Here is a 21,178-nt window from a genome sequence, read left to right as displayed (position 1 = left end):
GGAGGAGTGCAGTGGCTCGGTCACCAGATCAGGCTACGGTCTGCCGCTGGGAGAAACCCCGAACGCCGCGCTCTTCGCGCGCATGTCTCGCGCCGTGTGGCGCCGAGAGTGAGCACTGCTCAGTCGAAGTGGGCGGCAGCGGCCCGCGCCACGTACACGGCATCGTCGAGGTCATCGTCGACGACGTTCACATGCCCGACCTTCCGGCCGGGTCGCGGAGCCTTGCCGTATGTGTGGATCTTCGCCTGCGGGTGCGCAGCCATCGCCGCACCGAAGCGTCCATCGAGCGTGCCCTCCACCGGCCCGCCGAGGATGTTCACCATCACGGACCAGGCGGAGCGGGGCGCGGTGCTTCCCAGCGGAAGATCGGCGACCGCCCGCAGGTGCTGCTCGAACTGTCCGGTGACAGCGCCGTCCTGGCTCCAGTGCCCACTGTTGTGCGGGCGCATCGCGAGCTCGTTGACGAGGATGCGTTCGTCGTCGGTCTCGAACAGCTCCACGGCCAGCATGCCCGTGACGCCGAGCCCCTCGGCGATCGTGCGACCGATCGCCTCGGCGACCTCCACGAGGCGGTCCGCGGCGGCGGGCGCCGGGGCGATGACCTCGGCGCACACTCCGTCGCGCTGCACCGTCTCGACCACGGGGTACGCGACGATCTGCCCACTCGGGCGGCGCGCCACCTGCTGGGCGAGTTCGCGCACGAAAGGAACGAGCTCCTCGACGAGGAGCGCGTCGTCTTCGGCGAGCGCATCGAGCCAGTCCTGCGCTTCGGCGGCGGCACGGACGACCCGCACGCCCTTTCCGTCGTATCCGCCGCGGGGTGTCTTCACGACGCCCGCACCGGCATGCGCATCGAGGAAGTCCTGCAGCTCGGCGATGCTCCGCACGGGAGCCCAGTCGGGCTGCGGCACACCGAGTTCGGCGAGCCGGGCTCTCATGACGAGCTTGTCCTGCGCGAACTGCAGGGCATCGGGGCCCGGATGCACCACGACCCCGTCGGCGACGAGCGCTCGCAGGACGTCTTGCGGAACATGCTCGTGGTCGAACGTCACGACGTCGACGTCCGCCGCGAAAGCGCGCACGGTTTCGAGGTCGCGGTAGTCACCGATCGCGGTGGCCGCGAGCGCGGCCGACATCCCCTCGCCCTCGGCGAGCACTCGCAGGTCGAGACCGAGCTCCACCGCAGGTGCGATCATCATCCGGGCCAGCTGTCCTCCGCCGATCACACCAACACGCAACGCCATGTGCCGTCTCCATTCGTCTGCACCCATTCTCGCGCACCGGGGCGGGCGGAATCGACACGCTCGGGGTCAGCGGACGAGGGCCCGCCCTGCGGCGAGCAGCGAGCTCACGATGGGTTCGGTTCGTCGCCGCCGGCCTGCGCGTCGCGATGCGCCAGGATCTGCCCGACCTCGATCTGGTCGGCGAGCGTCTCGTGCACGAGGGTGACGTTCGGGACGTTCGCGAGTCGGAGCGGCGCATCGACACCGTTGGAGAGGGTGATGTTGCCCGAGCCCCACAGCCGCTGGAGCGGACCACGGCGAACCGCGATCGTGTATCCGCGGGCGTGGGACATCTCGCGGCGCCCGCGAGCGCCGATGCCATGGTGCGCGATGACCCGCCTGGTCGTGACCGTCGTGCTGCGCGAGTACCAGATCACGAAGGGGATGACGACCGCGAGTATGACCAGGAGACCGGCTGCGGCGAGCAGCATCCAGTCCTCGAAGCCCGCGGGCAGGTTGCCGTAGAAGTACGCCGTCGCACCGAAGGTCGCGATGAGCACGAGTGCCGACCAGAACAGCCGACGCGCGTGGCTCCGGAAGCGCGCGATCAGCAACTCCTCCGAAGGCGTACCGGGCGGCGGCATCAGGGGCCGCCCGCCGAGCGTCACAGGCTGGGTCACACCACCATTGTGCCTGTGATCGCCGACATAGCCGTCTGGACGACGGCGTGTCAGTTTCCGGCAGGGCGGACGTGGACGACGTCACCGGCGGAAATCGCCTGCTGCTCGCCGTCGACGGACACCACCAGGCGCCCCTCCGGATCGAGTGCTGTGGCCACGCCCTCCAGGATCCGGCCAGCCGGCAGAGACACGCGGACCGCCTGCCCGATCGTCGCGCATCGGGCGGTCGCCGCCGCATGCAGCCCGCTCCTGCCCGCGTCACCCGTCGAGACGAGCGCGGACAGCAGATCATCCAGCGCGGTGAGATACGCGGCCAGGAGCCGATCCTCGTCGACCTCGACGTCGAGGGCCGCGAATGACGTGGCCGTCGGCACCGGAAGCTGCTCGACCGTCATCGCCGTGTTCACACCGGCGCCGACGACCACCGCATCCCCCGTCGCCTCGGCGAGGATGCCGCAGATCTTGCGTCCGTCGACCAGTACGTCGTTCGGCCACTTCACCCCGACGTCGTGCTCCGGCAGCTGCGCTGCGACCGCGTCCGACATCGCCACCCCGGCGGCGAGCGGAATCCAGCCTCGTGTCGCCGGGTCGAGCGGCAGAGCGCGCAGAAGCACGGAGACGGCCAAGGCCGTGCCCGCCGGGGCGACCCAGCTGCGGTCGAGGCGGCCTCGGCCCGCGGTCTGGTCGCGCGTCACGATGGTCGACAGATGCGGCCAACCGACGACATCCCCCGCGTGCGCACGAAGATCGGCGTTCGTCGACCCGGTTCGCTCCCGCACCTCGAGTCGAGGGACGATCGGATGCGCCAGCGAGAAGTCCACGCTCATACTTCCTCGTCGTCGACTTCTTCGTCGTCGTCGTCCTCGTCCTCGCGGATCGCCCCGACCTCGTGGGCCTGCCACCGCTCCCACTCCTTCATGAGCCCGTCGACCGCCGCGTGGAACTTCTCCGTGGCCACTCCCTGTGTCGTGTCACCGAAGTAGTGCTGCACCCACATCCGCAGACGAGCGGTGGCTGCCTCGTCGGCTCGCACCCGTTCGACCTCCGCGACGATGTCGTGCGCGGCCTCCGCCGTCAGCCATTCGCAATCAGCCAGATAGCCCTGCGTGTCGATGGAAGCACGTTCGTCGGTCGGACGCGTGATCATCAGCGGCTTCCCCGCGGCGAGACGGTCGTAGACCATCGCGGAGATGTCGACGATCGCGACATCAGCCGCCGTCAACTGCCAGCCGAGCTCCGGTGCATGATCGTAGACGTGCTGCGCCGTCGGGTCCGCCGCGTTGGCGGCAGCGATCGCCGCGATGATCCGCCGGTGGGCGGCCCCGTACGCCTCGTCCACGACACCGCTACGCGGGTGGGGACGGTAGATCACCCGATGCGCGCCGGTCGCCAGCAGTCGCGTCACGAGCGCTTCGCCGTGCGTGGCGATCGACCCGTAGTGGGCACTCGGGCGGTCCCCCTCCCATGTGGGCGCGTAGAGGACGACGGTCCGCTCGTCCGGCACGAAGGGGAGCGTTCCCGAGTAGTGATCCGCCTGCGGCCGGCCGATCTCGATGGTGCGGCGATCCACGTCATAGTCCCACAACGTGCGCGACAGCCGATCACGCGCAGCCTGACCGGCCACGAAGGCGTAGTCGTAGGCCTTGTACTGATTCGTGGTCATGTACATCTTGTCGGACTCGCCGTGGTTGATGAACACGTGCCACCGCCGCCCGTAGCGGAACATCTGGAAGTTGCGGGTGTTCTGGTTCACGTACAGCACCACGCGGATGTCCTGCGTCGCGATGAACCGTTCGAGGTCGCGGACCTTCGGCACGAAGGCGACGGGAGGGGAATCCTCCTCGAGCAGCCTCTCGGTTCCGGTCGCCTGACGCGAGAGCACGACGACGGGCCACCGCTTCGCGAGTTCGGCGAGCGGGCGGTACCACTGACGCATCTGGTACATGTTCACGGCACCGTCGGCGAAGTACACCGCCACCTGGAAGTGGTCGGTCGGGAGGGGTTCGCGTTCCGAGAGCCGCCGACGCACGCGTTGCACGGCGGTGCGGGATGCGAGCGCCCGCGTCAGCAGTCGGTACGCCTTCTTCGCATCAGACAGTGCACCCATCCCTCCAGAATAGTTCGTCGGGGCGGCGTCGTCCGGCGCCTGCGGACGGATCCGGCGCCGGAAGGGCGATAGTCCGCGTCCTCCTCAGGATCAGTGGGAGCCACCGTGACATGATCGTCATGTGCCAGCCGACGAAACAGCCGCTCCCCTGCCCGGGGTGTCCTTCGTGATGCCGGTGCTCAACGAGCGCGCCTACCTCGAGCACGCGATCGAATCCGTGCTCGCCCAGGACGTCGATGTCCCCACCGAGCTCGTCCTCGCGCTGGGGCCGTCGAACGACGGCACGACGGAGCTCGCTCAGCGCCTGGCTGAGCAGGACGAGCGTATCCGGCTGGTCGACAATCCCGCGGCGCACATTCCCGTCGGACTCAACGCCGCGATCCGAGCGAGCCGCTATTCGACGATCGTGCGCGTCGACGCGCACTCCGAGCTCTCCGCCGGCTACGCCGCCCGGGCGCTCCGGACCCTGGAACGCACCGATTCGGCCAATGTGGGCGGCGTCATGCACGCCGAGGGACGCACACCGTTCCAGAAGGCCGTCGCCCGCCTGTACAACTCCCCCGTCGGACTCGGCGGAGGCGCTTACCACGGCAGCTCCCAGGAGGGCGAGGCCGAGTCCGCCTATCTCGGCGTCATGCGACGCGAGGTCCTGGACGAGGTCGGCCTGTTCGACGAGTCGATCCGGCGTGGCGAGGACTGGGAGCTCAACCTTCGCATCCGTCAGGCCGGGCACCGTGTCTGGTTCGACCCCGAGCTGTCCGTCACCTACTGGCCCCGCGAGAGCTGGATCCGTCTGGCGCGCCAGTTCCGCGCGACCGGCGCCTGGCGCGGCGAGCTCGTGCGTCGGTTCGGTCGCCGCAACGGCATCCGCTACTTCGCGCCGCCTGCGCTCGTGCTCCTGGTCCTGCTCGCCCTCGTGACGGGGATCCTCCAGCTCACCGGAGTGCTCGGCGGCGCGGTCTCGCTGATCGTCTCCCTCATCGTGTACGCACCCCTCGCGCTGTATCTGCTCCTCGTGCTGGGCGTCGCTCTGGCGCCGCGTGGCGGCGGTGTGCGCCAACGGCTGTGGACCATGCTCGTGCTGCCGACCATGCATCTGTCCTGGGGAATCGGCTTCCTCGGCGGCGTGCTCCGCGGAGCCCGCGACACCGTCGACGCGTCTCGCCTCGGCACTCGCAACACTCCGCTGCCCTGAACCGCTCCGGCGGCGAGGCCGTCAGGGCGTGACGAAACCGAGATCGAGGATGCGGTCCACGACGCGCTGCGCGGCGTGGCCGTCGTCTCGGGGGTTGAACTGTCGACGCCACGCCGCGTACCGCTCGGCGAATGCGGCTTCGTGACCCGCGTCCTCGAGGGCGGCGGTGAGCTCCTGCTGCGTGCGCACCAGGGGTCCCGGCGCGCGTTCGGCGAGGTCGAAGTAGAAGCCGCGCAGCTGTCCACGGTAGTGATCGAGGTCGGGCACCAGGAAGTACATCGGCTTGCCTGTGACGCTGAAATCGAACATCACCGAGGAGTAGTCGGTGATCAACGCGTCCGCGGCGAGCAGCAGCCGCGCGGTCTCCGGATATCCCGTCACGTCGATGACGCGCGCGCCGTCGCGGTCGCGGCCCTGTTCGAGTGTCCGGGAATGGCCGCGCACGAGCACCACCGCGTTGGCCTGACGTGCCAGGAGTTCGGGGTCGATGAAGTCGACCATCTCGGTGCGGTCGTCTCGCCAGGTCGGGGCGTAAAGGAGCACCCTCTCTTCGGCCCCGATGCCCAGGGAGCGGCGGATCGCGGCCGGGTCTTCCGAGATCAGCGTGTCATTGCGGGGGTAGCCGTCCACCCAGATCGGGCGCCCGAAGAACGCGTATGCCTTGCGCAGAATGCGTTCCGAGTAGGCGTTCTGCGCCAGGAGGACGTCCCAGCGGCGGGACTCCTTGACCACCGCCGCCATGCGTCGCGGATCGAAACCCGGCCGGTGCAGCGCGAGCCGCTTCAGCGGGGTGCCGTGCCAGGTCTGCAGGACCTTCTGACCCGGCTTGCGGGCGAAGCGACGCCGCAACCAGTCATTGACGACGAGTAGACGCGCCGCTCCCCGCGCATGCCACCACTGGGGGCTCCCCTCGACGACCGCGATCGCACCCTCCGGAACCTCGACCGAGAGGTCGACGACGCTCCAGTAGCGCCGCACCTGCGGAGCACGAGTCGCGAGCTCGCGGTCGATCGCGCGAGGATTGCAGCCGACGCTGCGACCGTAGAAGCTCTCGAAGAAGACCGCGTTCTCGGTGCCGCCGCTCTGGGCGACGTAGCGCTCCTCGAGCGTCGACCTGCCTTCCACCGTCTCGTACACGGGATCGATCGGCGCGGCGATGCGGACCGTGCTGCCGTCGACGGCGATGCGCACGCCGGTCAGGACGACAGGATCGATCCTCAGCTCCTGCAGGTCGACATCCGAGATCCGCAGCTCGTACGTTCCGGACGGTAGCGGGAGTGACGGGCCGCCCCAGCGCGACGCCTCCAGCGGGAACGCGGCCTTCCACGTCTTGCCGCCGCCGCTGATGCGGGCCTCGACCCGTGCGCGCGGTCCGACCAACACGGCTTCCGCCGGTCGCGCCCCGGTCCCTGCGACGACCAGCGCCTGTGCCGTGTCGTCGATGCGGGCCGTTGTCATGCTGCTCCCTTCGGCGCGGGAATCCCCCGTGCGCGGATCACGTCATAGACGCGCTCGGTGTTGCGCCCGTCTCGATACGCGTGCATCCCCGCGCTGAGCGTAGCGGACCGCACGGACGCCGCGTCGTACACGCGACGGTCGGCGAGCAGATGCTCGAGCTGCGCGAGCAGCCCCGTCCAATCCGCGGCCGCGTCCTGGCCCGCGACCTCTTCGTATCGACCATAGAAGCCGCGTGTCCGCGCGTACTGCTGCGCGTCGGGCGCCAGGAAAAGGACCGGCATCGACAACAGCCCCACGTCGTAAGCGAGAGACGAGTAGTCGGTGACGAGCACGTCCACCGCCGGGAGCACGGGCGTGACGTCGGCGATCACGGTCGAGCCCAGAGCGCGGACCCGCCTGCTCGGCAGAGGCGGTGCGTAGCCACCTTCCCCCAGCGGGTGCGAACGCACGAGGAGAACGGCGTCCTGCGCTTCGAGGAGGCGGATGATCTGAACCCACTCCGCCGCAGACGGAACGGCGGGGTCGGGAGCGCCGTCCCGCCAGGTCGGCGCGTACAGGACTGTGCGCGCGGACACGGGGATGTCGCCGACGACCCGGCGGAGAAGTGCGGATGCGGCGCTGCGCCGCTCCTCCCCCGAACCCGCCGAGAGGACATCGACGCGAGGCTCGCCGGTCACGACGACCCGGTCGTCGCCGAGACCGAATGCGGACTCCAGCCTGCCCCTCGCGCGATGGGACGCGGCGGGCAGCACACGGATCCGCTGCGCGGCGGCGCGGTAGAGCACCGCGATCGCGCGACGCAGCAGCGGCGCACCGGGGACTTTCGGCACCTCGGTCGTCGCCGGCGAGTCCAGCCCGATCCGCTTGAGCGGGATGCCGTGCCAGAGCTGGACGACGAACGCGCCACCGTTCGCATAGCGGTTGACATCGCCCAAGCCGTGAGTGACCACCAGCACACCGGCCCTGGCGGTCGCCCACCAGCCGCGCAGGCCGCTCTTGCGGGCGAAACGGATGCCGAGGGCGGCCGCCTCGCGGTCTTCGCGTTCGGATGACGTGAGCCAGAGCGTGTCATGGCCCGCCGCTGCCGCGTGCTGCTGCATCGCGAGCGCACCGTCGCCGATCCCGGCACCGCAGCCGAACACCCAGCGCCGCCCTCGCGGGAGGAGAAGAGTACCGATGCGTCCGACGGCATACAGCGGGATCCGGAGCAGTTTGGCCGCGTTGCCGGTGCCGAAAGAGAAGGACGCCACCCCGCGAGCCTATCGCGCGGGGTGGCGTCCTTCGCTGTGAGGCTCGGGTCAGCCGGCCAGTTCGCCGAGGGTCACCTCGACGTCGTAGTCCTTGCCGTTGCGGACATATGTGACGGTGGCCTTGCTGCCGGCCGCTGCCGCACGCACCTGCGCGGTGAGGTCGGTCGCGCTGGTGATCGGCACCCCGTTGAAGGAGGTGACGATGTCGCCCTTCTCGATGCCGGCTGCGGCAGCAGCCCCGCCCTCGTTGGCCTTGGCGATGTAGGCACCGGCGACGGTAGCGCCCTCGATGCTCGATGCGTCCTGGACGGATGCGTTCAGCAGACCGTGGGTCGCTGCGCCGTCGGCGATGATCTCCTCGGACACTCGCTTGGCGATGTTCGAAGGGATCGCGAAGCCGATGCCGATCGAGCCGGACTCCTCGGAGCTGCCCGAGCTCGCGATCGCCACGTTGATGCCGATCAGCTCGCCCTTGCTGTTCACGAGCGCTCCACCGGAGTTTCCGTGGTTGATCGCGGCATCCGTCTGGATGACGGCGATCGAGATCGACTCCGAGGTCTGCTGCTGCTCGCCGCTGCCGGGGATGTCGAACTGGAACGGCCCCTGGCCCTGGCCCTCGGGAGACTGTTCCTGCGGCGCGTCTTCGGCGGACGAGTCGGGCAGAGCGGAGGACGCGATCTGGATGCTCCGGTTGAGCGCGCTCACGATGCCGGTCGTCACCGAGTTCGCCAGGCCCAGCGGGGCACCGAGCGCAACGGTCGTGTCGCCGACGTTGAGCTTCGACGAGTCGGCGAAGTCGATGGGCGTGAGTCCCTGGGCGTCCTTCAGCTTGATCACGGCAAGGTCGTAGATCGGGTCGGTGCCGACGACGGTGGCCTCGTAGATCTTCCCGTCCGACGCGGTCACGCGGATGGTGGGATCTGCCGCTGCACCGCCGAGCGTGACGACGTGCGTGTTCGTGAGCACGTAGCCGTCGTCGCTGATGATCACGCCGGAGCCGCTGCCGGCTTCCTGCGAGCCGGCGACCTCGATGGTGACCACGGACGGCAGTGCGGAGGTCGCGACCGCGGTGGTCTCGTTGACCGAGCCGGGGTTGTTGACCGTCACGGTCTGCGGCCCGGTCGCCGTGCCGGAGGAAGGGGTGTCCTGGAGCCCGTTCAGCAGCGCGCCGCCGCCGAAGCCCGCGACGCCGCCGACGAGTGCGGCCGCGACGATCAGCGCCGCGAACTTCGTGCCCCCGCGCGACTTCTGCTCCTTGGTCTTGGTGCCATCGCCGACGAGCGGCTCCGCGCCGTACGGCTGCGTGGGCTGCGTGTGCGACGCCGTCGGGATACCGAAGGCCGCGCCCGAAGCGGCGCCCGTCGCCGGCGCAGATGGCGCGCTGAATGCGTGCGGCACCGGCGCGACCTGCGGCGCTGGCGACACGTGCGACGTGAACGTCGACGGCACCTCGTGCCCCTGCACCGGTGCACCGGGCGTCGGCGCGGCGGTGGCGGGCGCGGCGGATGCCGACCCGGTCGTGTCAGCGGCGGCAGGCGTCGCCGGCTGAGCGGCGACCTCTGCAGCCTCGGTGGACGGCACGGCGTCGTTCGACGCGGGTGCCGAGTGGTCCTGGGTGTTGTCTTCGTTCATGGTGTGTGCTCCTTCAACGACCACTTCAGAATGACGCCTGTGTCTGTGTGTTCCTTATGTCGACGATGAGTTTCAGCTATGGCCTTAGCCTGTTCTTCATGAGTGTCATTCCCGGCGCATGGCGGCGCACGGCGGCCGGTGCAGGCCTGCTCGCCGCAGACGGAACCGTCGCGCCCACCATCTTCGCAGAGATGTCCGCCGCCGCAGCCCGTACCGGGGCGATCAATCTCGGACAGGGCTTCCCCGACGAGGACGGACCATCGGAGGTTCTCGAGGCCGCCCGCAGCGCGATCGCGCACGGAGCCAATCAGTATCCGCCGGGTCGCGGCATTCCCAACCTGCTCGCCGCCATCAGCGAGCACCAGCAGCGCTTCTACGGCCTCGATGTGGACCCGGCCGACGAAGTGATCGTGACCGCCGGCGCCACCGAGGCGCTCACGGCGACGCTGCTCGCGCTGATCGACGGGCCCGACGACGAGGTGGTCGTCTTCGAGCCGTACTACGACTCGTACGCCGCGGCGGTGGCGCTGGCGGGCGCACGACTGCGCACTGTCCCCCTCCGCGCTCCCGACTTCCAGCCCGACCTCGATCAGCTCGCCGCGAGCGTGACGGACCGCACCCGGATCATCCTCATCAACGATCCGCACAATCCCACGGGTGCGGTCTTCGGTCGCGACGTGCTCGAGGAGGTCGTCCGGCTGGCCGCGCGACACGACGCCGTCATCGTCACCGACGAGGTCTACGAGCACCTGGCGTTCCACGCGCCGCACACCCCGATCGCCACGCTCCCCGGAGCGGCCGAGCGCACCCTCACCATCTCCTCGGCGGGCAAGACGTTCTCCGCGACGGGATGGAAGATCGGCTGGGTCCACGGGCCCGCCGATCTCATCACCGCCGTCCTCACCGTGAAGCAGTACCTCACGTACGTGAACGGCTCCGCCTTCCAGCCGGCCGTCGCGGTGGGGCTCCGCTTGCCCGATTCGTACTTCACGGATGCCGCGACGGCACTCGCCCGCAAGCACGAGATCCTCGGCGAAGGACTGCGCACCGCCGGATTCACGGTGTACGCCCCGCAGGGCGGCTACTTCACGGTGGCGGACGCGACGGCGCTCGGCGGCGCGGACGCCGCAGCATTCTGTCGTTCTCTGCCGGAGCGCGCCGGAGTCGTGGCGATCCCCCTGACGGCGTTCGTCTCCGAACCCCACCGGCACGAGTACTCGGGCCTGGTGCGCTTCGCCGCCTGCAAGCGCGTCGACGTGCTCGAGGAGGCGGCTTCGCGGCTGGCGCGGTTCTCCGCCTGACCGGCTCTCCGCTCGCAGCGGATCACGCCATCAGCGCGGTACGACCGCGTATCTCCGCGCGCGCAGCGAGGGATTGCTCCGGCGCACCCGCTCGATCGCGGCGGCCTCCACGACCGCGACCGCGATGCCGGGGGCTGTCCCCACCCCCGCCAGGACCACGCCCTGCGGGTCGATGACCTGCGAGTGGCCGACACCGATCGGCGTCGGGTGATCGGCCGCGACCACGTAGACGGTGTTCTCGATCGCGCGCGCGGCGAGCAACGTCGTCCAGTGGTGCTCCTTGAGTGGACCTCGGACCCACTCGGCGGGGACGACCAGGACGTCGGCCTGCGCGTCGACGAGAGACCGGGCGACTTCGGGGAACCTCAGGTCGTAGCAGGTCATGAGCCCGAAGCGGAGTCCGCCGAGCTCGAACGTCGCGGCCTCCCCCACTTCCCCGGGTTCGATCCAGTCGGACTCGGTCTGCCCGAAGGCGTCGTAGAGATGCTGTTTGCGATAGACGGCGAGGGTGCCGTCACCGCGCACTGCGACGACAGCGTTCCGCACTCGATGCCCATCGGAGGCTCGCTCGACGAGGCCGGCGACGATCACCACCGCGCGGTCGGCGGCCAGCGCGGTCAGAGTCTCGACGAACTCGCCGTCGAGACCCTCCGCATTCGCGGCGAGGGTGTCGTCCATCGGGTCGACGAAGTAGCTCGAGTACTCGGGGAAGACGATCAGCTTCGCGCCCCGCGCGGCAGCGTCGGCAGTCAGTTCCGCGATCTGCGCGAGGTTGTCGGCTCGGGAAGCGGTCGGCGCGAACTGGCACACGGCGACGGCGACGGCAGGGGTCTCAGGCATATCCCCATCCTCTCGCATCGACACGCCCGGGGCGTCGCGCAGGGCGGCTCCGATTGGCCGGGCCCCGGGATCCGTGATAAGTTACTTCTTGTGCCGCGGGGTGGAGCAGTTCGGTAGCTCGCCGGGCTCATAACCCGGAGGTCGCAGGTTCAAATCCTGTCCCCGCAACAAATGAAAGGCCCTCTGACTCGGAGAAATCCAGGTCAGAGGGCCTTTCGCTTTGCCCGGATGAGTCCGATGATTGCGAGGACGAGTCCGACGATTGCGGCGACGAGCCCGAGGATCACATCGGCCGGAGACGAGAATGGGCGCCCCCGAGGGGGCGCCCATTCTGCTCTCCGTGACGAAGGGGTGATCACTCCCCCGCTGCGGACTCCAGCTGTAGCAGCTTCTCGACCGCCGCGGTGAGGCGCTCGTCGGCCTCGGCGAACTTGGCGAGGTCACCGGCCTTCAGTGCCGCTTCACGGTCGATCAGGGCCTCCTGCGCCGAGGCCAGGGCGTCCGCCTCGGCGTTCGTCGGCTGCGTGGGCTCTGTCGGCGTCTCTCCGGTCTCCGGATCCTCTGTCCCGGGTTCGGTGGGTTCGACCTCGTCGTCACCACCGGTCGCACCGGAGTCACCGCCGAAGAGGGTGTCGAGCGCCTCGGTGAGGGTGTTCTCGAACGCGACCCGGTCACCGAAGGCGACCAGCACCTTCTGCAGACGCGGCAGCTGCGTTCCCTCGGACGACTGCACGTAGACGGGCTGCACGTAGAGCAGACCGCCACCGACGGGCAGCGTCAGCAGGTTGCCGTAGATCACCTCGGACTCACCCTGCTGCAGCAGGTTGAGCTGGGGAACCACCGACGTATCGGAGTTGTAGGTGTTCTGCACCTGACCGGGACCGGGAACCGTGGTGTCGGTGTCGATCTCGAGCATGCGCAGCTGGCCGTAGCCCTCTGCCTTCTTGCCCTTCTCGGAACCGGCATCCGAGTCCACCGCGAGGTAGCCCATCAGCACGTCACGGCTTCCGCCCGCGCCCTGCGAGTTCGGGATGAACGTCGAGAACATCGAGAACCGCGGCGAATCCTGGCCGGGCATCTGCATCGTCAGGTAGTACGGCGGCTGCAGCATCGCCTCGCTGCGCGGGTCGTTCGGCGTCTGCCAGCGGTTGTCCTGCTGAGCGAACGAGCCGGCCTTGTCGACGTGGTAGACGCCGAGGACGTCACGCTGCACCTTGAACAGGTCGGTCGGGTAGCGCACGTGGCTCATCAGCTCGCCCGACATGTCGCTGATCGGCTTCAGCGTCGACGGGTAGATCTTCTGCCAGGTCTTGAGCACCGGGTCTTCGTCATCCCACGCGTAGAGCGTGACGGAACCGTCGTAGGCATCGACCGTGGCCTTGACCGAGTTGCGGATGTAGTTGATGTCATCGATGGCGAGCGTCGGTGACGGGACGTTGGAGTCCGCGATCGCGTCGGACAGGCTGACGCTCGTCGAGTACGGGTACGTCGAGCTGGTCGTGTAGCCGTCGACGATCCACACGATACGACCGTCCACCACGCTCGGGTACGGGTCGCTGTCGAGCTCGAGGTACGGAGCGACCTTCTGCACGCGGGTCTTCGGGTCACGGTCGTACAGGATCTGCGATTCCTCGTTCACCAGGTTGGAGAACAGGATCTGCTCCGACTGGAACTTCAACGCGTAGAGAAGCTTCGTGAACGTGTCGCCGATCTGCGGACCGCCGCTGCCCTCGAACGTGGTCTTCGTCTCGCTCGAGCCGTCCTTGCCGCGCGGGTAGTCGATCTCCGCCGGCTCGGAGCCGTCGGGAGCCCCGACGATCGAGTACTCGGGCGAGTTCTCGCCGAAGTAGACCCGCGGCTCGAAGTTCTCTCGGTCGGACAGGAACCCGGAGGTCGGGATGCCGCGCTCGAGGAACACGGGCTCACCGTCGGTCGTCCGCTGGTTGCCCGCGGCCGCGACGAGGCCGTAGCCGTGGGTGTAGACGGCGACACGGTTGTTCCAGTTGTCTCCGTCGCCGAGACCCGACATGTCGAGGTCACGCACGGACACCACGGTGTCCTGCATCTTCCCGTCGATCTCGTACCGGTCGACGTCCATCGTCTTCTGGAATTGGTAGTACCCGCGGTACTGCTCGAGCTGACGGACGGTCGGCGGGATGACCTTCGGGTCCATGATGCGTGTGGACGCCGTGGTCTCCGCGTCGGCGCGCAGCTGGCCGGCCTCGGCATCGGTCTTCGCGGCGAAAGGCGTCGTCTCGAGGTTCGCGACCCCGTACGCCTCCTTCGTGCCGTCGATGTTCCGCTGGTAGTACTCGGCCTGATAAGCGTTCTGGTTCGGCTTCACCTGGAAGGTGGTGACCACCCAGGGGTAACCGACGCCGACGACCAGTGCGGCGACGATCAGCAGTGCCGTGGCCGCGAGCGGGAAGCGCCAGCGACCGATCACGGCCGTGACGAAGAAGAGGATCGCGACGACGCCGGCGATGATCGCGAGGATCGCGAGGCCGGGGATGGTCGCATTGACTCCCGTGTACGCGGCACCGGTGATGCGGTCGTCGGGCTGCACCAGCGTCTTGTACTGGTCGAGCCAGAGGCTCGCCGCCTGCACGAGCAGGTAGAGCCCCGCGATGACGGCGAGCTGGATGCGAGCGGGCTTGGAGATGCGCAGCTCACCCTGGCCGATGCGCACCGAGCCGTAGAGGTACGACACGAGCGCCGTGACCAGAAGCGACAGCAGCAGGACGGCCGAGACGAACGCGAGAAGGATCGAGTAGAACGGCATCGCGAACATGTAGAAGCCGGTGTCGATGCCGAACTGCGGGTCGACACTCGAGGTGGCGACGCCGTTGGCCCACAGCCACACGGTCTTCCACTGCCCTGCGGCGGCGAACCCGGCGAACAGTCCGAAGAAGATCGGCATCCCCCACATCGCCAAACGGCGCAAGGGTTCGATGACCTCCTGGTATCGGTCCAGCTGCGAGCTGAGTCGCACGTAGACCGGGCGCAACCGGTACGCGAGCTGGATCGCGACGAACAGGGGCACGGCCATCCCGAGGAAGCCGACGACGAACATCACCGCCGTGGCGATCCACTGCGTGGTGAGAACCCCCGTGAAGCCCACCTGATCGAACCACAGGAACTCGGTGTACAGGGAGGCGAACACGAAGAACACCGCGATCAAGGCGGCGATGATCACCAAGGAGATGCCGAGAATACGTCGGGACGTTCGAGGCGTGGCCGGATTCGATGCTGAGGGTGAGGTCACCCTTCCATCCTAGGCATCGCTCACTGTGCGCGGGCTGTCATCCCGATCACGGCGAGGTCACGGCCGCTCTCGAGGATCAGCCGGCGACGCGTTCGCAGGTGGGCAGCGAGGCGACGTCGCCGTCGTCCGCGATGACCTCGAGCGCCGCGAGCGACTCGTCGAGCGTGGCCGTGCGGATCACCTGCAGCCCGTCGGGAACGTGCCCGACGACCTCGTCGCAGTTGGCCTCCGGGGCGAGGAAGTACTCCGCTCCGGCGTCACGCGCACCGTACAGCTTCTGTCGGATACCGCCGATCGGTCCGACCGTGCCGGCGGCGTCGATCGTTCCGGTGCCGGCCACATTCTCCCCACCGTTGAGCTCGCCCTCGGTGAGGGTGTCGATGATGCCGAGCGCGAACATCATCCCGGCGCTCGGGCCGCCGACGTTGTCGAGCTGGATCGTCACGTCGATCTCGAAGTCGTAGTCGGTGCGGAGCGTGACGCCGATCAGCCAGGTCGTCACTCCCCCCTCGGTGTGCTCCTCCGGGGTCACCTCGACGCTCTGCTCCTCGCCGTCGCGCAGCACCGTGAGGGTCACCGGGTCTCCCCCGGCCTTCTGGATCGCGGCCCGCAGCTCCGTCGCCGACTCGACAGCCGTGCCGTCGATCCCGGTGATCACGTCGTCGGCTTCGAGGGTGCCGTCGGCCGGAGAGTCGGCGACCGCATCCACGACCACGACCTCTGCGCCTGTGTCGTAGCCGAGCTCGTTGAGCGCGGCCGCCGTCGCCTCGTGCTGCGAGTCGACCATCAGCGTGGCGTTGCGCTCGTCGCGCTGCTCGGTCGTGACCCCCTCGGGGAAGACCGAGTCCAGCGGCACGACAGCGCGCGACGAGTCCATCCAGGCCAGCGCCAGCTCGAACCAGCTCGGGGTGCGCTCCCGGTTGCCGACGACTTGCACCGTGGTGAGGTCGAGGGTGCCCGCGGTCTCGAACGTCTCGGCGCCTTCGACCTTGATCAGGGGAACCTCGTCGCCCTCCTTGTCCGTCGCGGTGCCGAGGGTGTCGTAGACCGGACCCGGCCGCTGGATCACGTACGGCGACGGCAGGAATGTCAGCACGACGAGGGCGACGAGTGCGACGACCAGCGCCCAGACTCCGAGTCCGAGCTTTCCAGACCGCGTTCGATCCACTGCATTCCTCCGTCGTTCGCGGGCGGCGTACACCGATCTGCCCGCATCGGGTTCGCGCGCAGAAACCTGTGACTAGCGTAGAGGCCACGGCTTCAGACCTGCTGAGAGGCGAGCGACATGGCAGACAACGACCCCACCCCCGAGGACTTCCAGGAGTTCCTGCGAAGGATGCTCGCGAACCAGGGCGGTGGCGACATCGACCCCGAAGCGCTTCGAGGTGCCTTCGAAGGCATGGACGGCTTCACCCTCGACCCCGCGATGATGCAGACGATCATGTCGCAGCTCCAGGGCGCGTTCGGCGGCGACCCGTGGGAGAACGCGCTGCGGCAGGCCCTGTTCATCGCCAACCGCGACGGACAGGGCATCACCGAGGGCTCCCGCACCTCGCTCGCGGATTCCTTCTCCCTCGCGAACCTGTGGCTCGGCGAGGCCACCACGATCTCCGAGCTCTCCGAGGCGCCCACTGCGATGACCCGCGGAGAATGGGTCGAGAAGACGCTGCCGGTGTGGAAGGAGATCGCCGACCCGGTGTCGACCAGCATCGCCGACGCGCTCACCTCCGCACTCGATACGCAGGTCCCCGAGGAGATGCGCAGCGTCGTCCAGGGCGCGGGCAAGCTCATGCGCGGCCTCGGCGGCTCGGTGTTCGCCGCCCAGTTCGGCCAAGTGCTCGGCAACCTGTCGCTCGAGGTCGTGTCCGGAGGCGACGTCGGGATCCCCGTGCTCCCCGCGGGCACGGCCGCCGTCATCCCCCAGAACCTCACGGCATTCGGCGACGGCCTCGAGATCCCGGAAGACCAGATCGCGCTCTATCTCGCCACCCGGGAGCTCGCCTATGCCCGGCTCTACCGGCACGCGAAGTGGCTGCACCTGCACGTGATGGCGCAGATCACGGACTTCGCTCGGGGTGTGACCGTCGACGTGGACGCCCTCGAAGACGTGGCGAGCAGGTTGGACCCCTCCGACCCCGAGGAACTGCGCGCGGCCATCGAGGGCGGCGCGCTCCTGCCCGTGCAGAGCGAAGCGCAGCGCGAGGCCCTGACCCGACTCGAGAACCTCATCGCCACGATCGACGGCTGGGTCGACGTGGTGACCGCTCAGGCGACGTCCCGCCTCCCCGATGGCGCGCGGATCGCCGAGGCCGCCCGTCGCCGCCGCGCGGTGGGCGGACCCGCCGAGGACGCGCTCGGTGCTCTGGTGGGGCTGAAGCTGCGACCACGGCGCATGCGCGAAGCATCCGCCATGTGGCAGGCGGTGACCGATGCCGTGGGCATCAGTGCCCGCGACTCCCTCTGGGACTACCCCGACCTGATGCCCACGGCCGAGGACATCGACGACCCGAGCGCGCTCGTGGCCCGACTGCAGGCCGTCGAACGCGGCGAACAGCCCGTCGCGGACGAGTTCGACGAGGCGCTCGCTCGCCTGCTCGACGGCGACGACTTCTCAGAGGAGACACCGTCCGACGGCGATGACGACGGTACCGAGGGCGATGGCGGCACCGAGGGTGACGGCGGCCCCGCGGAAGGCGATCGCCCCGTCTGAGGATCCGACACCTGAGCACCCGACAGGCGAGGTTCCGACCTCGACGGGGACGGAAGGTGTCATCACCTCTCCTCCCCCGTCGGGGACACGCGCGGCAGTTGTCCACGGATGCCTCGACAACTCCCCGCGGGCGGCGGCGTCCCTCCAGAATCGGAGAGATGCCTCTCACACCGCCGATCCTCACGCGCCTCGACCCGAGTGCACCGCTGCTGTGGCGGGACGAGCACACGCTGCAGCTCGGTGACGACGACGGACTGCGCGTCGAGGCGGATGCCGCCTGGGTGGAGCTCCTGCTCAGCCGCCTACGCACGGGTTTCCGCCGCGGATCGTTCGACGTGATCGCGCACGCCGCCGGGGCCCCGCGCGAGGCGGCGAGGGCTCTGCTCGCGCGCCTGGAGCCCGCACTGCTCGATGAGCCGACCGCGCCCCGCACGGCCTGGGTCGAGAGCATCGGCATCGACGACGGGCGCACCGAATACCGCATTCGGGAGGCGCTCACGGATGAGGGCGTCTCCCTCGTCGATCCCGGGCGACGACCGGGCGTGGGCGTCGTACTCGTGCGAGGCGCCGCGGCGGCTCTGCAATTCGCGCGCCACCTGCGCGAAGACACCCCGCATCTGCCGGTGTCCTTCGAGCCGGGCAGGGTGACCGTCGGGCCGCTCGTGGTCCCCGGCGAATCCGCGTGCCTCGCCTGCCGCGATGCGCACGCCACCGCCCTCGATCCGGCATGGCCACTCCTGCACACTCAGATGATCGACCGCGACCCCGGCCCGATCCGCGCCGCGCAAGTCGCCGAGGCGGGTCGCCTCGCCGCCCTGCTCCTCGCCGGCGACCGAAGCGCTGACGGGCGCGTCGTGCGCGTCAGCGCGGACGGTTCCCGCGTGTGGCGTTCGGTGACATTTCACGAAGAATGCCGGTGCCGCGGCCTGTGGTCCCCATCTCAGCGAGGAACCTCGACGGAGCACGCTCCCCCCGTCCTGCCGATCTCGACCAGGACAGCGAGAGCGTTCGCGCGGCCCGCGTGACGCCCACGTAGGCCAGACGCCGCTCTTCGTCGACCGACTCGAAGGTCGTCGCGTAGGAGATCGGGAGTGAGCCCTCGGCCCAGCCGGCGAGATGCACATGCGGCCATTCCAGGCCCTTCGCCGCGTGCAAGGTCGAGAGGGTCACCGTCCGCATCGTGGGCTCGTGCTGGTCCTTGGCCCGCGCCATCAGCGCATCGCTGAAGCTGCGCAGGGTCGCGTCCGGTCCGGCTTCCTCGGCGAGCCGCAGGATGGCGCGCCGCGCCTCCCAGCCGCCGCGCTGCGCCCCACCGGCGGCCGGTGGCTCGTCGGTCAACCCGAGCTCGCGCAGCACCCGTTGCACCCCGGGCAGGAACCCCTGCTCGGTGGGCGCCACCGCCGCCGCACGCAGCGCCAGGATCGCCTGACGCACCTCCGGCATCGAGAAGAACCGGGTCCCGCCCAGCACCGTGGTCGCGACGCCCTCGACGGCGAGCGCCTGCTGCAGCATCGCGGACTGCGCGTGCGCACGGTAGAGCACGGCGATCTCCGAAGGCGATGCTCCGGCCGCGATCTGCGCAGAGATGGCGGCGGCGATGCCTGCGGCCTCTTCGCCCTCGGTGTCATAGGCGGTGACGGTGGGGGCATCCGCGGTGAACTGCTCTCGCGCCGGCACGAGCTCCAGCGCGCCGGGACGGCCCTGCATCAGCGCGTTCGCGACGGTGAGGATGGGGGGCTGGGAGCGGTAGTTCGTCTCGAGCCGCACCACCGTGGCATCGGGATGACGTCGTTCGAACTCGAGCAGGAACCGCTGCTCCGCCCCGGCGAAGGAGTAGATGGTCTGGCTGGCGTCGCCGACGACGCAGATGTCGTGTCGGTCGCCGAGCCACAGCTCCAGCAGCCTGTTCTGCAGCGGCGAGACGTCTTGGAACTCATCGACCGTGAAGTGACGGTACTGCTCGTGGACGGATGCCGCGACCCGCGGTTCTGCCTCCAACATGCCCGCGCACGCGAGCAGCACATCCTCGAAGTCGAGTTGACGGCGATCGTCCTTCAGCGCTTCGTAGCCGCGCATGAGCTCGACCAGCTGACCGGCGTCGACGCCGCTGATCGGACGCCCGAGCGCGGCGTACTGCTCGATCGAGAGCATCGAGACCTTGCGCCATTCGATCTCGGACGCGATGTCACGAAGGGTGGCCGTGCTCGGGCGGAGCCGCATCGCATCGGCGGCCTGACCCAGCATCCGCACCTTGTTGTCGATGATCGAGGGCGCGGGCGAGCCGGCAAGCGTCGGCCAGAAGAAGTTGAGTTGCGCGAGGGCGGTCGCATGGAAGGTCCGAGCCGCGACGCCCTCGACGCCGAGCGCCCGCAGACGCCCCCGCAGTTCGCCTGCCGCCTTGGCGGTGAAGGTGACGGCCATGACGCGCGACGGCGAGTACGCCCCGGTGTCGACGCCGTGCGCGATGCGATGCGTGATGACACGCGTCTTCCCGGTACCGGCTCCGGCGAGCACCACGACGGGTCCGCGAAGGACGGATGCTGCAGCCCGCTGCCGCTCGTCGAGGGCATCGAGTGCGCTCACGCGTGTTCCTCGTACCAGTCGACGATCAGTGCACGGGCGATCGACGCGTGACCAGGAAGCCCGACCGGACCGTCTCCCGCGAGGGCGGAACCGATCTCGGCACGCGTGAACCACCGCACATCGATGATCTCCTCGCCGTCGGCGAGCGCCGTGGACTCCTCGTCGACGACGGCGCGGAACCCCACCATGAGCGACCGCGGGAACGGCCACGCCTGTGACGAGATGTAGCGCAGCGACGACAGGCGCACGCCGGACTCCTCCTCGATCTCGCGGTGGACGGTCGACTCCAGCGACTCCCCCGCCTCGGTGAAGCCGGCGAAGCACGAGTACATGCGGCCGCCCCAGTTCGCGTTGGCGCCGAGGAGCAGGCGTTCCCCGTCACGGCTCTCGACGGCGACGATCACGGCCGGATCCGTGCGCGGGAAGTGCTCCCGCCCGCACACGAGGCAGCGTCGCGACCATCCGCCGTTGCGCAGCTCGGTGCCACCACCGCAGGTGGGGCAGAACGGTGCGTCGCGGAGCCACCCGGCGAGCGCGACGGCACCGGTGAGCAGCTCCGTCTCCTGCCCGTCGATGCGACCGCCGAGATCGCGCAGCCCGAGCCAGACCTCGTCGGGAGCGGTGTCGAGCGCATCGGTCTCCGGCGGGGCGGCGGCGAGGAGCAGCACGGTACCGTCAGCGTCGCGTCCGAGGAGAGCCCAGGTCGCCTCGACCACGGTCTCGGCGGGCACCCGCAGGAGCGTCGAATCGACGACTCTGACCCGCCCCTCGCGGACGACGATCACCCGGGTGGCCGGGTCGCCACGGAGGCGGCCGATGACGTCCGGCTCGTCGCGGAGTTCGGCTGCACGGTCGAGGGACGGGCGCGGAATGGTCATCGACTCCCTCTTTCACGGGCGTGGCGGAGGCGGGACCGCCCCTGAGCCGACCTACC

The 21,178-nt window shown here is 69.3% G+C and carries 15 protein-coding genes and 1 tRNA gene; 4 read left to right on the top strand and 12 right to left on the bottom strand.

The features are described from left to right. Positions 1–119: 119 nt before the first annotated feature. The 4 genes from OC372_RS01000 to OC372_RS00985 form a co-directional block, all read right to left on the bottom strand. Positions 120–1,244, bottom strand: a complete 1,125-nt coding sequence (locus OC372_RS01000; RefSeq protein WP_262000666.1) for a 5-(carboxyamino)imidazole ribonucleotide synthase — start codon at positions 1,242–1,244, stop codon at positions 120–122. A 104-nt stretch (positions 1,245–1,348) separates the two neighbouring features. Next, positions 1,349–1,867 (bottom strand): PH domain-containing protein, encoded by a 519-nt coding sequence (locus OC372_RS00995; protein WP_081859874.1) that lies wholly within the window; start codon positions 1,865–1,867, stop codon positions 1,349–1,351. Between the two features lie 86 nt (positions 1,868–1,953). Then, positions 1,954–2,730 carry a biotin--[acetyl-CoA-carboxylase] ligase gene (locus OC372_RS00990; protein WP_262000665.1) on the bottom strand — a complete coding sequence of 259 codons (777 nt, stop codon included), beginning with the start codon at positions 2,728–2,730 and terminating at the stop codon, positions 1,954–1,956. Beyond that, positions 2,727–4,010, bottom strand: coding sequence for a CDP-glycerol glycerophosphotransferase family protein (locus OC372_RS00985; protein ID WP_029262023.1), 1,284 nt, complete (start codon positions 4,008–4,010; stop codon positions 2,727–2,729). The genes OC372_RS00990 and OC372_RS00985 overlap by 4 nt, the downstream gene beginning before the upstream one ends. Positions 4,011–4,179: 169 nt before the next feature. Here OC372_RS00985 and OC372_RS00980 point away from each other — a divergent pair, with 169 nt between their 5' ends. Then, a complete protein-coding gene (locus OC372_RS00980) occupies positions 4,180–5,205 on the top strand; it encodes a glycosyltransferase family 2 protein (RefSeq protein WP_051662327.1) in 1,026 nt (341 codons plus the stop codon). A 21-nt stretch (positions 5,206–5,226) separates the two neighbouring features. On the opposite strand, the gene OC372_RS00975 is transcribed toward OC372_RS00980, so the two are convergent. From OC372_RS00975 to OC372_RS00965, 3 genes are read right to left on the bottom strand one after another with little or no spacing between them, the layout of a single operon-like run. Then, on the bottom strand, positions 5,227–6,663 hold the full coding sequence (locus OC372_RS00975; RefSeq protein ID WP_105709621.1) for a CDP-glycerol glycerophosphotransferase family protein: 1,437 nt from the start codon (positions 6,661–6,663) through the stop codon (positions 5,227–5,229). Further along, complete coding sequence (locus OC372_RS00970) at positions 6,660–7,913, bottom strand: CDP-glycerol glycerophosphotransferase family protein (protein WP_262000663.1); 1,254 nt, start codon at positions 7,911–7,913, stop codon at positions 6,660–6,662. Before OC372_RS00970 ends, OC372_RS00975 begins: the two co-directional genes overlap by 4 nt. Before the next feature lie 48 nt (positions 7,914–7,961). Further along, the gene (locus OC372_RS00965; protein WP_262000662.1) at positions 7,962–9,545 is read right to left on the bottom strand and encodes a S1C family serine protease; all 1,584 of its coding nucleotides are present in this window, start codon (positions 9,543–9,545) and stop codon (positions 7,962–7,964) included. 98 nt (positions 9,546–9,643) lie between these two features. Here OC372_RS00965 and OC372_RS00960 point away from each other — a divergent pair, with 98 nt between their 5' ends. After that, positions 9,644–10,846, top strand: coding sequence for an aminotransferase class I/II-fold pyridoxal phosphate-dependent enzyme (locus tag OC372_RS00960; RefSeq protein ID WP_262000661.1), 1,203 nt, complete (start codon positions 9,644–9,646; stop codon positions 10,844–10,846). A gap of 30 nt (positions 10,847–10,876) precedes the next feature. Here OC372_RS00960 and OC372_RS00955 read toward each other — a convergent pair whose 3' ends face one another. Then, positions 10,877–11,686: a carbon-nitrogen hydrolase family protein gene (locus OC372_RS00955; protein ID WP_262000660.1), complete on the bottom strand. Its 810-nt coding sequence runs from the start codon at positions 11,684–11,686 to the stop codon at positions 10,877–10,879. A gap of 94 nt (positions 11,687–11,780) precedes the next feature. On the opposite strand from OC372_RS00955, the gene OC372_RS00950 reads away from it, so the two are divergent. After that, positions 11,781–11,854, top strand: a tRNA-Met gene (locus OC372_RS00950). A gap of 187 nt (positions 11,855–12,041) precedes the next feature. On the opposite strand, the gene OC372_RS00945 is transcribed toward OC372_RS00950, so the two are convergent. Together OC372_RS00945 and OC372_RS00940 are read right to left on the bottom strand one after the other, a co-directional pair. Then, positions 12,042–14,951 carry a UPF0182 family protein gene (locus OC372_RS00945; protein ID WP_105709616.1) on the bottom strand — a complete coding sequence of 970 codons (2,910 nt, stop codon included), beginning with the start codon at positions 14,949–14,951 and terminating at the stop codon, positions 12,042–12,044. A 76-nt stretch (positions 14,952–15,027) separates the two neighbouring features. Then, the gene (locus OC372_RS00940; protein ID WP_262000659.1) at positions 15,028–16,119 is read right to left on the bottom strand and encodes a PDZ domain-containing protein; all 1,092 of its coding nucleotides are present in this window, start codon (positions 16,117–16,119) and stop codon (positions 15,028–15,030) included. A gap of 117 nt (positions 16,120–16,236) precedes the next feature. Between OC372_RS00940 and OC372_RS00935 the strand changes: the two genes are divergently transcribed. Further along, the gene (locus OC372_RS00935) at positions 16,237–17,661 is read left to right on the top strand and encodes a zinc-dependent metalloprotease (RefSeq protein WP_105709614.1); all 1,425 of its coding nucleotides are present in this window, start codon (positions 16,237–16,239) and stop codon (positions 17,659–17,661) included. 861 nt (positions 17,662–18,522) lie between these two features. On the opposite strand, the gene OC372_RS00930 is transcribed toward OC372_RS00935, so the two are convergent. Next, entirely contained in the window at positions 18,523–20,244 is a 1,722-nt protein-coding gene (locus OC372_RS00930) for an ATP-dependent helicase (protein ID WP_029262034.1), read from the bottom strand. After that, positions 20,241–21,122: an NAD(+) diphosphatase gene (nudC, locus tag OC372_RS00925; RefSeq protein WP_262000658.1), complete on the bottom strand. Its 882-nt coding sequence runs from the start codon at positions 21,120–21,122 to the stop codon at positions 20,241–20,243. The genes OC372_RS00930 and nudC overlap by 4 nt, the downstream gene beginning before the upstream one ends. Positions 21,123–21,178: the final 56 nt, after the last annotated feature.

This window comes from Microbacterium sp. Mcb102, assembly GCF_024519805.1.
Classification (GTDB): domain Bacteria; phylum Actinomycetota; class Actinomycetes; order Actinomycetales; family Microbacteriaceae; genus Microbacterium.
This window is presented reverse-complemented; position numbering and strand designations above follow the sequence as displayed.

What these genes read in the sequence shown, in the direction of transcription:
- nudC (WP_262000658.1), bottom strand. Translation starts at nt 21,122, where the DNA reads ATGACCATTCCGCGCCCGTCCCTCGACCGTGCAGCCGAACTCCGCGAC.
- OC372_RS00975 (WP_105709621.1), bottom strand. Translation starts at nt 6,663, where the DNA reads ATGACAACGGCCCGCATCGACGACACGGCACAGGCGCTGGTCGTCGCA.
- OC372_RS00955 (WP_262000660.1), bottom strand. Translation starts at nt 11,686, where the DNA reads ATGCCTGAGACCCCTGCCGTCGCCGTCGCCGTGTGCCAGTTCGCGCCG.
- OC372_RS00990 (WP_262000665.1), bottom strand. Translation starts at nt 2,730, where the DNA reads ATGAGCGTGGACTTCTCGCTGGCGCATCCGATCGTCCCTCGACTCGAG.
- OC372_RS00980 (WP_051662327.1), top strand. Translation starts at nt 4,180, where the DNA reads ATGCCGGTGCTCAACGAGCGCGCCTACCTCGAGCACGCGATCGAATCC.
- OC372_RS00935 (WP_105709614.1), top strand. Translation starts at nt 16,237, where the DNA reads ATGGCAGACAACGACCCCACCCCCGAGGACTTCCAGGAGTTCCTGCGA.
- OC372_RS00995 (WP_081859874.1), bottom strand. Translation starts at nt 1,867, where the DNA reads ATGCCGCCGCCCGGTACGCCTTCGGAGGAGTTGCTGATCGCGCGCTTC.
- OC372_RS00965 (WP_262000662.1), bottom strand. Translation starts at nt 9,545, where the DNA reads ATGAACGAAGACAACACCCAGGACCACTCGGCACCCGCGTCGAACGAC.
- OC372_RS00985 (WP_029262023.1), bottom strand. Translation starts at nt 4,010, where the DNA reads ATGGGTGCACTGTCTGATGCGAAGAAGGCGTACCGACTGCTGACGCGG.
- OC372_RS00960 (WP_262000661.1), top strand. Translation starts at nt 9,644, where the DNA reads ATGAGTGTCATTCCCGGCGCATGGCGGCGCACGGCGGCCGGTGCAGGC.
- OC372_RS01000 (WP_262000666.1), bottom strand. Translation starts at nt 1,244, where the DNA reads ATGGCGTTGCGTGTTGGTGTGATCGGCGGAGGACAGCTGGCCCGGATG.